The following is a 12,966-nucleotide window of genomic DNA, read 5'->3' as shown; positions in this document are numbered from 1 at the left end:
TTCTCGGGATAACGGTCTTGTTGTTCCTTAAATTTCTTGATTGCCATCAAGCTCAACGATCTTTGTGGCCACATTGTCGCAAAATGCACGATCATGCTCCACGAACAGAATGGTCGGTGCAAACTCGAGCAACAGCTCTTCAATTTGCATACGAGAGATAACATCGATAAAATTAAGCGGTTCATCCCAAACGTACAAATGAGCATGCTCACTAAGGCTTTTAGCGATCAGCACCTTCTTCTTCTGTCCCCCGCTATAAGTCGAAATATCCTTTTCAAATTGAAGTCTGGAGAAATCGAGCTTTCGCAGTATGGATTTAAACAGGCTTTCATCAATCCCGCTGCTTATGGCATAATCCGTCAAACTGCCTTGAAGGTGGGACGTGTCCTGAGATACATAGGATATCTTAAGCTGGCTATCCCTGCTGAAATGACCCGTGTATTGCATCTCTTCTCCGCATATCAGCTTAAGGATACTGGATTTACCTGAACCGTTTTTACCCGAAAGGGCAATCCGGTCCCCTTTTTCAATCGTAAAACTCAGGTTTTCACACACCGTCTTAGGGCCATATGAAACAGAGACACGCTCCAGCTCGACCAGCTGTTTTTTATGATAATCGAGTTGGAACATCTGCAGACTCTCGGAACTCTCGATATTTTTAAGCAGCTTCGATTTTTCCTCAATGGCGGACTGCTGTCGCTGCTCCAAGTTTTTGGAGCGTTTCATCATTTTAGCTGCCTTATGGCCGATATAACCTTTATCTACTTTGGAGCCTGAATTTCTGGTGCCGTTTTTGGATTTTTCCACTTCGTGCGACCAATTCCCCGTTCTTCTGGCAGAATCGGTTAAACGTTTAATATCTTTCCTGAGTTTCTCATCACTGGCAAGCTCAAATTGATCCTGTCGCTGTTTATTTTCCCACCATGCGGAAAAATTGCCTTTTTGGATCTCGATATTGGTTTTATTGATGGACAGGATGTGGTCTACACAGTGATCCAAGAATGATCTATCGTGAGATACCAGAATAAATCCGCTTTTCTTGCTGAGATAGTCGCTGACCAATTTTCTCGCATGCATGTCCAGGTGATTGGTTGGTTCGTCAATCAAGAGGAAGCGGTTTTCCTTGATAAACAACGCAGCCAGCATTACTTTGGTCTGTTCTCCGTTGGATAATGACGAAAAAGGCCGGTACAGTACATCTTCCGAAACCTTTAACAAGTTAAGCTCGCGCACAATTTGCCAATGAACATACTCCGGATAGATCTCCTCGATGATATCCAGAGTGAGATATTCCTTGTTCTCGACATGGTAAGGGAAATATTCGAAGCTCACGGAGGCCGAAATATTCCCGCTGTACTCGTACTTGCCTAGCAGCAGATTGAGAAACGTGGTTTTTCCCCTGCCGTTTCTTCCGGTAAATCCTAATTTCCAATCGGTATCGATTTGAAAGCTCACCTGTTCGAATATTGGATCATAGCTGCTATCATAAGCAAACGAAAGGTTAGAAACATTGATTAATGACATTTTCATCTTTCCTCTACGGTAAAATTTCAGAACGAAAAAAAGCGCAGAAACACCAGAAATCCGGTGCGTTCTTCGCTACGTTAACCAACTATACCATAAAGAAACAAGCGAAGATCAAGCCATCGCTAAATTGCCTGCGTATAAGTATAGAAGGATAAAGTTCCGGTATCTGATTGGTTATGGTGTGAACCTTGTCTTATGCTTCCCAGTATCGACAGGTTCACATAAACATCTACAACCTCTAATTCAGTCATCGCTTTATCCCTCCTTGAACTGATCCCGTTATCGTGTGAATATTAAAAAACTTAACATGAATGCCGCCTGTTGGTCAACCTGTACGTGCAAGCGGCCGCTCGCCTACGTTTCCGTAAAAAATACGACTTAACGATCTTGCGCATTCCACTAGTAGCTGATAGGATATTTCAGTGGTAGATTAATGGCCGCCCTACATTTTGGATTGAAAAGGTGACGTATTATGAATTTGTTAAAAGAATTTAAAACCTTTGCGCTTAAAGGTAACGTGCTGGATTTAGCCATTGGGGTTATCATTGGTGCTGCTTTTGGCAAAATCGTATCCTCATTGGTGAGTGATATCATTATGCCGGTGATTGGATTGATTCTTGGCGGGGTGGATCTATCCGGACTAGAGGCGACAATCGGGGATGCAACCCTGACGTATGGAGTATTTCTTCAAACGGTCGTAGACTTCCTGATTGTCTCCTTCTCGATCTTCATGTTCATCCGTACACTGAACCGCTTTAAACGTAAGGAAGAAACGAAGGCGGAAGAACCGCCGACTCCATCAAAGGAAGAACTGTTGTTGACAGAAATTCGCGATTTGCTGAAACAACAAAATAAGGCTTCCGAAAAATAATATGCATCCGATCTGGAGAGTGTGTTTTCGATACGAGAACACGCTCTCTTTTTTTCTCCTTCTTCCAGTTCTCTCCCATAGGAATACAAACGCCCGCCATATCCTCCCACTCATGTTTGATTGACAGATCATGCCAAATAGAATTATAATCCTTACTAAACCTAGTAATATAGTATAGATTTTCATTGAGAGACAGATCACCCCCACCGTATGGGGCTGTCCATAAAGGGAGATGTGGTATATGCCGAGTGTTCAAACGTTCAAAGCAACTGCCCATTTGCAAGAAGGGGTCAAGGTTGTTACTAATGTAAGGCAGTTCGAGTTAGTCATCGATGAGCCGAAAAGCCTTGGAGGTACGGATACCGGAATGAACCCCGTTGAAGCTCTGCTCGCGTCCCTGGGGGCATGCCAATCGATCGTGGCCCGTGTATATGCGCCAAAATTCGATGTGATCCTTGAAGATTTCAGAGTTGAGGTAGAAGGCGACCTGGACCTGGACGGATTCTTTAACCGCTCGGACGTACGCCCAGGATACTCCGATATTCGGTACACCTTCTACATCAAAACCCCTTCGCCCGCCGAGAAGGTTGAGCAGTTCGTTGAATTCCTGGAGCGTAAATGCCCAGTGGGCGACACGATAGCTGCGCCGGTACATTTGAAGCTAAATCGCATCGTCATCGAGAACGAAGTGACAAATTCTTAATGCATCTACATATATGGGCTGCCAGGTTGCACAAAGCAACTTAGCAGCCCTTCTTTTTCATCGTCATCTATACGATGGATTGTCCCATGGATCATTGGATTATTTGTTGTGAACAGCATAAAGGAAACGGCAATAACCGATCTCAGCCGCATTTTTCATCAGTTCTAGATTGAGCCAGGCTGCCAATTCATGAAAAGGCTTATCAATGAAAGGCCATAACGTTCGTTCCGTAGAAAGGAACGCTTCGTCCGTCAAAGCCGACATTTCCCGTTTCCACTCGCTGCTCAATTCATTTATTCTATCCCTGGTCTCTTGGATGTTACCCTTAGAATGGATCTCTTCACGGGCCAATGTCCCACTGCCGAACGAATGATTCAGCACCATAGACCACCAGTATGTGATATGCCATGTCAGCCATGATATATTCGGCGGGCCCATTTCATACTCCTCGGATTCCGGCCATTCTGCCAGCCAGATTTCAGATTCACGGTAAACGTGGAGCCCCTTTGAAGCAGGTCGCCAATGAAACTCCTCGTCTTGAAGCCCCGCGAGATGCAAGTCGAGCAGCTGCCAAGCGATTTGGAACTGGAAATCAAGAGTACTTCGAATGATTCCGGTCGGATTAGGTGAAAATTGTCCATCTTGCATTCCACCCCTCCATTCTGTGCAAATTTATAAACATTGTTTGTTTTTGTCTATTTTATTATAAACATAATAAAATAATGTTTGTTTAATGTCAACATATATCCGTAGAATAACTAATACAAAAAAGCCGCAATTATTATGCGGCTATTATCTCGTGCCTATGCCCGATTCGGATAACCGGGTAGCTTTTACGATATAGGAAGCCAATCCTGGAATCATCCTGGCGATGCCTGGATAGAAGCGATTGGTTTTGGCGAAAGCGAGGTTCTGAATTCTCCTTGCCCTTCTGAGAAGCTCCGTAAACGTACGATTGGCTTCAAGTGTATATTGTTTTCGCCATTGAACGAAGTTTATTTCTCCCTTTAAATATTTGTCTGTCCAGCCAGAGCATAGCAATGATGATCGCAGAGCAACCGACATCCCGTCCCCGCACAGCGGCGGAAGCATCAGCATCGCATCGCCGATGTGAGGATATTCCGACCATGGATGCGGTGTATGGGATAAACGAAGCGGAGCAATGGATACCTGCGTTCCCGATACAGGCTCTCCTTCAGCCATCCGTTCGGCCAACCTTCTGTTCGTGCGTGAAGCGGCCCGGAGAATGTCAGGCACCGATTTGCCGCTGCCCTGCACGGAGTTCAAGGACAGCAACGCGGCCACATTGACCGTTCCATTTTCAATCGGCGAAATCCCGACATAACCCCCATCGCAAAAATACAGTTCAACACGGGCCGGTATCGTAATGCCGCTAAAATGCGATTTTACGCCGACATAGACGGTGTCATCCCGATATTCCTCGGCAGGGGCCACGCTACGCGGCTTTTTTGTACCATATGCACCAATGACGACCCTTGCCTCATATCGAACGCGCTCGTTCCCTTGCCTCGCATCGACTTCATACCGATGATCACCCAGCTTCTGAATACCGGTCACGGTTGTTCCCGTGACAATTTCCGCACCCGCGTTCACTGCATTCTCATGAAGAAGGCGATCCAGCTCATAGCGGCTGATGCCGGTTGCCTGTCCCGGTAACGGAGCGTTAATCTCACCGCCGTGTGACATCACGATTTTGGCATAATCCATGGAACTAGGCTTAACCTCTTCACCCATTAGATGGACGCCTAGATAATCCAGCATCTCTTGGGTCTCTGGCGACATGAATTCACCACAGGTTTTATGGCGCGGAAATGATTGCCGATCCAGCAATATCGTACGATGCCCTTGCTTTGCAAGCTGTAGTGCACAGCTGGTGCCGGCTACTCCCGCTCCGATGATTATGACATCCGCTTGCTTTGACATATATGAACACCTGCCTTATAGCTTTACATGAAGAACATTGGCTTCCGAAACGAGTAGATGACTAGGGTGTCCGATCTTTCGGGATAACAACGGAATAACGGAATAGTGGCTTCCATTCATAGGTCATGGTGTCGAGATTAAGCTGCTTTTTCAACTCTCTCCAATCTCTCCCTTTAAACCCCTTTGCAACCGATAACGGACCATCATGGCGAATATAGCGATTGCGGGAAATGATGCGCGTCGTAATCCAGACAGCCGTGTAGGGTACCGGATGCCGATGAATATCATTGATTACGACCCCGTGAATAGAGGCTCGCAGCATATGTGTCACCATCTCCACCAGCTGATCGCCCTGGAAATGATGGATGAACTGGGAACCGGTCACGATATCAGCCGATGCACCGGGGACATCTTTAACGTCGGCGCGCCGAACTCGAACTCTCGGTTCGTTTTGAAACAGTTGTCTAGCCTCATCGCATGCCTCTTCCGTCATATCGACCAAGGTAATATTCAGCTTGATGCCCCTTTGATCCGACCATTGCAGCAGCTTCTGGTTCACATCGCCTGAACCGGCCCCTACGTCCATGATGCTAAGGGTGCTCGGGCTGCCCATCGATTTCCAAAGCTTCTCCACGCCGTTCAGGGTAGGTCCCGGCGCCGCGAAGATCCGATTCAGCCGCCTTAAGTGCTTCAGCGCTTCAATTAACTCTTCCCCTCCCATGGAGAAGTCATCCATCAGCTCATCTTCCTGCGCCCGGATGGACAAGGTTCTAAAGAAGGACATGGTCCTGCTCCTTAACCGATGACGCATAAGCCTTTACGTAGGTAAAACGCATGAGCTCCGCTGTCAGGCCTGGCCCGAAGGCCATAGCTACCCCTTCCGTGGAAGCTTTGTCCAGCTCTAGCATCTCCTTACGCATCGCACTCAGCACAAACATAATGGTCACGGAGGAGAGATTCCCTGCCGTTCTTAAGATGTCCCTGCTGTATTTGGTTTGTTCATCGGTCAAGCGCATGACTTCCTGCACGGAATCCACGATGCCCCGTCCACCGGGATGGATGGCCCACAATTCCGGAAGCTTATCGTCCTTCAGCAGAATACGCAGTTCTTCCTCCAGGTGAATACCGAGCAGCTTCGGAATACGCGGCGATAAAAAAAGATCAAAGCCTGTATTGCCTACCTCCCACGTCATATCCTCCGTTGAATCCGGGAGCAAGACCGAATAACCCGGGCCGAGCTCCAAATAATGCCGATGATTCGTTTCCGGAAGACCGATAACACAGGATGAGGCCCCATCCCCGAAAAACGAGGCTGCAAACAGCGCTTCCCTCTCCTTGACCGGCTGAAAATGAAGGGTACAAAGCTCCACGCACACAATCAAAACTTGCGATGCCGGCGCTCCCCTTACAACATCCCTTGCCATTTGAATCGCCTTAAGACCCGCAGCACATCCCTGAAATATCAACGGCAGACGATTGACCCGTGGAGAAAGCCCCAACTGACGGACCAGCAGTACATCCATACCCGGCTGGTATTGACCCGTGCAGCTGACCGTAATGAGATGCGTGATTCGATCCGGTGACATACCGGCATCTTTCAACGCCTTCTCGGCTGCTGCTACGCCAAGCGGAAGGGCCTCCCGCTTGTATGTATCCATTCGTTCCTCGGTTGTCGGGATATCTGACTCGTCATGGGAAGGCAGATAGCGGCATTCTTCCAATGGACCAAGGTAGTTGGATTCGCAAGTATAACGAGTTTCGACACCGCAGGATCTAAATACTCTTCGAGCAAAGCGGGCCAAATCGGGTTTATCCTGCAGCGTAGAGGCAATTAAATCCGCAATATCCGACTGTGCCACTGAATGTGCCGGCAATGCCGTACCCATCCCGAGAATCGCAGCATCGGACATACCGTTTGTATGTTTCATGCTAACCTCCTGTTTCGTCTTGGAATTATACTTGATTACCCTTCCCTGAGCATTTTGAATTCGTTCAAAGATATACTTCTTGCAATTAGGATATCCCGAGCATAGCAAATTATATCCAATTCAAACCAAACGCTTCATACGCATGTCCGCAATCGCAAAAAAAACCACGTTTCCCGTGGTTTCCTGAGCTCATTATTAAGGATGTGACCGATTCATCCATCAACGGAACGTTGTTAAAGTACAACCACTCATAGCCTTTCCCCATGGAACGGCAGAGTAATAACATACTCCTTTCGATCACCTATACTCCTTCTTTATTGCCAAGTTCAGCTTCGTCAAACGGACTTCCCGGAATTTCTGTTTCGGTAAGAAGCACCCATTGGTTTACTTCATCGTAACCGGATACCTCAGCAATGACCCGATAACAAGGATACATCCATTCAGCAGGGGCACCTGCTTTCAGATTGGACGTGTCCGCCAAGCCTACGGCCCCCGGCTCCAGCAGGTTAATCAACGTGCCTTGCGGAAAAAAGGCCTCGATGAAGCCTTCCACTTTAGCGCCGACTGGAAATAAACGTTGGGTCCGATGCCAGTCCATCTGGCCAGCTTGCAGCTGTTCCATCCAAAGCTCTTCGAATGCCGCTTGACTGATCTCTGTATAATAGGGTTCCTCCGGATCAAGAGGGTGCTCCGCCAGCATGAAATGATAGGAATCGTGCTTCCGGTTGGATGTAATGCAGCTGCCATCCTCATCAAGAACGATCTGCCTATAAGCCGTGCCGTTGTTGTCTATTTCAAAATACCAGGTTCCCATCCCCGGCTCCTGAATATCTTTTAGATATCTCATAGTCGTCAACTCCTATCAGTTAAAACAAGCATTCAAAAAAAACGGTCATATTCCGGCCGATCTATTTGTTCTTCTATCAAGCACTGGGTTTATTTTACCATACCCAGCCACTTGGCGTTGTGCCTTAGAGACCTGCATCGAGCGGTGCCTATTCCTTGTCGTTAAAATACAAAAACAAGCCCGATTGAAGCTGCAATCGGGCTTGCGTTCTACACATTATTTCCCGGACATCGTGCTTACTTGCGTGTTGAACTGCTGCTCAAATTCCTTTATTGAGATGACCTTCCCATCCACTCTCGACTGCTCAGCGGCAAACGCCATGAGATGACTTTGAACGGAACGACTTGCCGAAGTCAGCCCTTGATCGCTTCCCCCTGTCTGTACCAGCCTCAGAAAATCCTTGATCAGACCCATATCACCGCCGCCGTGGCCGACATGCCCGCCCCTATCCTCAAATGTTATCCGCTCGATCTTGCCGCTGCCGAAATGAATGATCTCTATTTCGTTTTTCTCCATGGCTCCGCGGATTTCCCCACGGGTTCCCATCAGCTTGATCGTGCGGCTGACATCTCGCGTAAACGCACTCATCGTAAATGCCGCCGTCACGGTATTGGCAAATTCCAGATTAACGACCTGATGGTCCACCACGTCATTATCGCAATGGTATACGCAGCGGCCATATGGTCCCTCCAGCAACGCCTTGTAACGGGCATCATAACTCATATCATCGCTGATCGCCGACGTTGGCCAATTCGTATCCTCTGTCAAATATAGATCAGGCGCATAATAGAGGCACTGGTCCGAGACCGGGCATCCGTCCAAACACCGTTTGGGCGCGCCTTCCGGTGCTTGCGCAGCCGTAAAATGGCTCAGCGAACCGAAAGAGGATACCCGGAGACAATCGGCATCGGCAAGCCAGAGCAAAATATCGAGATCATGACAGGACTTGGCGAGAATCATCGGACTGGAATCTTCCTTACGACGCCAATTTCCCCGCACAAAACTGTGCGCCTGATGCCAATAGCCCACGTTCTCGTTATGCTGGATCGACATCAATTGGCCAATGGTCTCACGCTCCAGCAGTTCCTTTAAAGTCGTGAAAAACGGCGTATACCGCAGCACGTGACAGATGGAAAACACCAGGCCGGCCTGCGAAGCCATCTCGCCCATCCGGATGCACTCTTCGGGATCCGGTGACATCGGCTTCTCCAGCAGCACATGGTAACCGGACTCTAGCGCCCGGATTGTCGGCTCGAAATGCTGCTTATCCTGGGTGCATATCAATACCGCGTCCGCGAGTTTGGGCCCTGCAAAGAAATCATCCCAATTCTCGAAGCACGCCGCGTCTTCAAGACCATGCCTAGCTTGAAACTGTTCCCTCCGCTGCCGATTCGGTTCCGCGACGGCAACCACCTCCAGCTCATGGGGATGCAGCAGGGCATATTCCATATAATTGATGCCTCGCAGTCCTGCTCCGATGAGGGCAACCTTAACCTTATTCATCCGATTCTTCTCCTTTTTATGCAAGCACTTATTCTTTGACGCTTCCGACCGTCATCCCTTTGACAAAATACTTCTGCAGGAACGGATACACAATCATGATCGGCAGCGCGCCCATGAATATTTGGGCAGTCCGGAGCGTTTTCTCGCTCAAATTCTCCATTGCTTTGATCTGTTCGATCGATATCGAAGTCATTTGGGAATTGATCGACATGATGAGCGTGGACAAATAGGTTTGCAGCGGATATTTATCCGGTGAATTCAAGTATAGAATTCCGTCGAACCAAGCATTCCAGTGTCCCACGATGGTAAACAGGCCGATCGTCGCTATGGACGGAAGCGAAACCGGTAGGTAGATACGCCATAATATTCTCCAGTGTCCGGCACCGTCAATCGTTGCCGCCTCCTCCAGCTCCTTCGGAATCGTTCGGAAGAAGTTCAGCATCAGAACCATGTTCCATACATTGAGTGCCCCAGGCAGAATCAGAGCCCAAACGGAGTCAATCAAGCCTGTATTCTTCACGATCATGTAGGTTGGAATCAAGCCCCCGCCGAAAAACATCGTAATGGCAAAAAACCACACGTACGGTGTTCGAAACTTAAATTGATGATTGGATTTCGATAAGGGATACGCGGTGATGAATACCAAAAACATATTCACTGCCGTCCCGAGCACGACCCGCGTTAGCGAAACTCGAAATGATCGAAAAAACTCGACCTTTTCGCCCAAGTACCGATAAGCATCCAGGTTAAAGCCGACTGGCCAGAGCCTCACTTCCCCCGCCATCGCCGCTGTATTCGAGCTTAACGAAATCGAGAGCAAATGAATGAACGGAATGATACCGAGCAAGGTGATTGCGGTTAGAACCAGCGTATTCACGATTACAAACAGCCTTCTGCTGATCGTTGGTTTGTGCATTTTCCTACCTCCACTCCAGCCTAAAAGATCCGATAGTTGTTATATTTATAAGCCGCATAGTACGTCACAGCCACGAGAGCCAGCGAGATGACCGATTTAAAGAAGCCGACTGCGGCGGCAGGTCCGAATTGCTGACTGAACATTCCGAGCCTATAAACGAAGGTATCGATAATATCCGCCCCTTCATAAACCGTCGGGTTGTACATGATCAGAATCTGTTCGAAACCGGCGTTGAGAATTCCGCCAAGACTTAATACACCCAGCAGGATGAGAATCGGTGCCATGCCTGGGAGCGTAATATGAATCATCTGCTTCCATCTTCCCGCTCCATCTACTTCAGCAGCTTCATACAGCGTGGCATGGATTCCTGTTATGGCAGCGAGCATAACAATCATGTTATAGCCCATCCCTTTCCATACGTCCGAACCGATGATGATCCCACGGAACCAGTGGTTATCCAGCATAAACATGATCGGTTCCATATCCAGTGCGCCCACCAAGCCGTTCACCGGACCATTTAAGGAGAACAATTCAATGATGACGCCGCCAAGCACCGTCCAGGACAGAAAGAACGGCAGGAAAATGGCGGATTGGATAAAACGCGAGAACCATCTTCGGGTGACTTCATTGAGAAGCAGTGCCAGGATTAGAGGCACCAGTAAAAACAAAATCATTTTAAATACGGAAATGACAATGGTGTTCCACAATACCTGCTTGAAATCAGGCAGTTCAAATACATAGCGAAAATTATCAAAGCCAACGAATTCCGAGTGGAAGAACCCGGCAAGCGGCTCAAATTGTTGAAAAGCCATGACAAGACCGGCCATAGGTCCATAAGCATAAATCAATGTGACGATAACTCCAGGCAGCAACATCAAATGCAGCAGATATTCTTTTTTTAGCGTTCTCACAGATGAACCTCCCCGTCCATTTAAAACGGGAGGAATTTGCCAACTTCATCAAGGCTCATCCTCCCGTTCTATCATTCAAAGATTATTTGGCACTCTGCTGGCCGTACCAATCGTTGACCTCTTGCGTAATCTGATCGCCGCCAAGCGACTTCCAGCTCTGAACGAATTTATCGAATTCATCCAGTGAAGCCCCCATGACAATCTTGGTGAAGGTTTCCTGCATCAGTTTATCGAGCTGGGATCCCTTTTCCACCTGCGTTGCCGTAGGAAGGCCGTAGAATTCATTGTTCACGTAAGCCTGACTCTCTTTGATTTGCCGCGTCATTCCCCAGCCGCCGTCTTTCGCCGCCCGACTGAAATACTGGCCCCAATTCACGCCTTTCGAGGCATCTGCGGTATTTCCTGCAAGGTAATCCTTTGTTGCTTTGAAGACGTCCGCCACATTTTTGTAGTTCTCGTCATCCAGCGTAATTTCGGATTGGTTCGCGTCAAGCGCTTTGTTAACCTCCGTATAGATCGTATCGATTTGGGCCGGATTATAAATCCGTGGGTTAAACCAATTGTATACATATCCTTTTTCCGCTTTATTCTGATCCATGTACTTCTTGTTGCCCATCTCGATGTAGAAGTTGATCATCTTAATGGCGGCTTCCGGATTCTTCATTTTTTTGTTCACGACCACGAGCTTATTGCTGCGAATCTTGGGTACCATCGACTTCCCGGGTCCATCCAGTCCAGGAATCTGAAGGGCAATCCATTCTGCCTTAGGATCTTTATCGACATTGAGATTCAATGGCCAGTTCGGATACCACCATTCGCCGTAGGAAATACCAACCTTGCCTGCGGTAATATCTTCAACAGACTTGTTCTCATCCTTCAAGGCAAATTCTTTATCCAGAATCCCCTCCTTGTACCAGGACTGCAGCTTGCCCAGCGCGGTCTTTACTTCCGGTTGAATGAGACCAGGTATAAGCTTGCCGCTGTCGTCCTTGATCCAGGCCGACTGGTTGTCCCCGATGGACGGGTAAGCACCAAACCCATTGAAGAAGCCCCTCAGGTCAAAGCCCCAGAAGAACAGATTCTTCTGCATCGCGATACCGTATGTGTCACTTTTACCGTTTTGGTCCGGATCCTGCTGCACAAAGGCCTTTGCAACCTGTTCCAGCTCATCCATGGTTTGCGGCGGCTGCAAATTCAGGTTGTCGAGCCAGTCCTTGCGGATCCAGAGCAGCTGAGTGGACAGGAACGGATCCTCAAATCCGGGAATCGCAAGCAGCTTTCCTTCCGACGTAAACGTCTTCATCGCAAAGCCGCCGTCAGACTCCATGTATTTTTTCAGTGCCGGCGAAGCGTAGTCGTTGTAAGCTTGGGTTAGATCGGCAAGCATACCCTGCTTCTTCAGCTTCTCGAAGTTCTTCTGGTCCAGTTCCATAATATCCGGCAGGTCCGCCGAAGCCATGGCTAACGAAAACTTCTGTTCGAACTGGCTGGATGGCACCGTCCATTTGTACTGAACCTCAATGTTCAGCATGTCTTTGAGATCTTTGAAGTAAGCATTCTGTTCAGGTGTAATCCCTTGAGGCGTCCGCGGGTCTTCCGGCGGATTGTAGCCGAGCACTTGCGTGACCGTTACCGTTTCAGGATATTTGCCGAGAGGTTCGGGCGGTGCAGTACTGGTTTTTGCATCCTCGGTAGAGGTTTTGGCCGGCGTCCCCTCAGATTCTTTTACCTGATTCGAACATGCAGCCATTACCGAAAGCGTCATCGTGCTAATCAACATCATTTTCGCTAGCTTGATCCATCTCATGATTGCTTT

Annotated in this window: 12 protein-coding genes; 2 read left to right on the top strand and 10 right to left on the bottom strand. The window is 48.3% G+C overall.

Annotated elements, in window-relative coordinates; all coding sequences use genetic code 11:
* Nucleotides 1-27: 27 nt before the first annotated feature.
* Nucleotides 28-1,524, bottom strand: a complete 1,497-nt coding sequence (locus OHJ21_RS06310) for an Lsa family ABC-F type ribosomal protection protein (protein WP_486019562.1) — start codon at nucleotides 1,522-1,524, stop codon at nucleotides 28-30.
* A gap of 475 nt (nucleotides 1,525-1,999) precedes the next feature.
* On the opposite strand from OHJ21_RS06310, the gene mscL reads away from it, so the two are divergent.
* On the top strand, nucleotides 2,000-2,398 hold the full coding sequence (gene mscL, locus OHJ21_RS06305; RefSeq protein ID WP_486019561.1) for a large conductance mechanosensitive channel protein MscL: 399 nt from the start codon (nucleotides 2,000-2,002) through the stop codon (nucleotides 2,396-2,398).
* A gap of 241 nt (nucleotides 2,399-2,639) precedes the next feature.
* Entirely contained in the window at nucleotides 2,640-3,101 is a 462-nt protein-coding gene (locus tag OHJ21_RS06300) for an OsmC family protein (RefSeq protein WP_486019560.1), read from the top strand.
* Nucleotides 3,102-3,200: 99 nt separating this feature from the next.
* Here OHJ21_RS06300 and OHJ21_RS06295 read toward each other — a convergent pair whose 3' ends face one another.
* From OHJ21_RS06295 to OHJ21_RS06255, 9 genes are all read right to left on the bottom strand, one after another.
* Nucleotides 3,201-3,749, bottom strand: coding sequence for a DinB family protein (locus tag OHJ21_RS06295; protein ID WP_486019559.1), 549 nt, complete (start codon nucleotides 3,747-3,749; stop codon nucleotides 3,201-3,203).
* 144 nt (nucleotides 3,750-3,893) lie between these two features.
* Nucleotides 3,894-5,045 (bottom strand): NAD(P)/FAD-dependent oxidoreductase, encoded by a 1,152-nt coding sequence (locus tag OHJ21_RS06290; protein WP_486019558.1) that lies wholly within the window; start codon nucleotides 5,043-5,045, stop codon nucleotides 3,894-3,896.
* Between the two features lie 61 nt (nucleotides 5,046-5,106).
* Nucleotides 5,107-5,829, bottom strand: a complete 723-nt coding sequence (locus tag OHJ21_RS06285; protein WP_486019557.1) for a methyltransferase domain-containing protein — start codon at nucleotides 5,827-5,829, stop codon at nucleotides 5,107-5,109.
* A complete protein-coding gene (locus tag OHJ21_RS06280) occupies nucleotides 5,816-6,973 on the bottom strand; it encodes a type III polyketide synthase (RefSeq protein ID WP_486019556.1) in 1,158 nt (385 codons plus the stop codon). The genes OHJ21_RS06285 and OHJ21_RS06280 overlap by 14 nt, the downstream gene beginning before the upstream one ends.
* A gap of 301 nt (nucleotides 6,974-7,274) precedes the next feature.
* On the bottom strand, nucleotides 7,275-7,820 hold the full coding sequence (locus OHJ21_RS06275) for a hypothetical protein (RefSeq protein ID WP_486019555.1): 546 nt from the start codon (nucleotides 7,818-7,820) through the stop codon (nucleotides 7,275-7,277).
* Nucleotides 7,821-8,036: 216 nt separating this feature from the next.
* Nucleotides 8,037-9,323, bottom strand: coding sequence for a Gfo/Idh/MocA family protein (locus OHJ21_RS06270; RefSeq protein ID WP_100536835.1), 1,287 nt, complete (start codon nucleotides 9,321-9,323; stop codon nucleotides 8,037-8,039).
* Nucleotides 9,324-9,351: 28 nt separating this feature from the next.
* Nucleotides 9,352-10,239, bottom strand: coding sequence for a carbohydrate ABC transporter permease (locus tag OHJ21_RS06265; protein ID WP_100536834.1), 888 nt, complete (start codon nucleotides 10,237-10,239; stop codon nucleotides 9,352-9,354).
* Between the two features lie 20 nt (nucleotides 10,240-10,259).
* Nucleotides 10,260-11,150, bottom strand: a complete 891-nt coding sequence (locus OHJ21_RS06260) for an ABC transporter permease (RefSeq protein ID WP_127590294.1) — start codon at nucleotides 11,148-11,150, stop codon at nucleotides 10,260-10,262.
* Between the two features lie 82 nt (nucleotides 11,151-11,232).
* Nucleotides 11,233-12,957, bottom strand: a complete 1,725-nt coding sequence (locus OHJ21_RS06255) for an extracellular solute-binding protein (protein ID WP_486019554.1) — start codon at nucleotides 12,955-12,957, stop codon at nucleotides 11,233-11,235.
* Between the last annotated feature and the right edge of the window lie 9 nt (nucleotides 12,958-12,966).

This window comes from Virgibacillus sp. LDC1 (assembly GCF_025792345.1).
In the GTDB taxonomy this organism is placed as follows: Bacteria; Bacillota; Bacilli; order Paenibacillales; family Paenibacillaceae; genus Paenibacillus_AQ; species Paenibacillus_AQ lautus.
The sequence above is the reverse complement of the archived record's forward strand: the minus strand, read 5'-3'. Positions and strand labels throughout refer to the sequence as shown.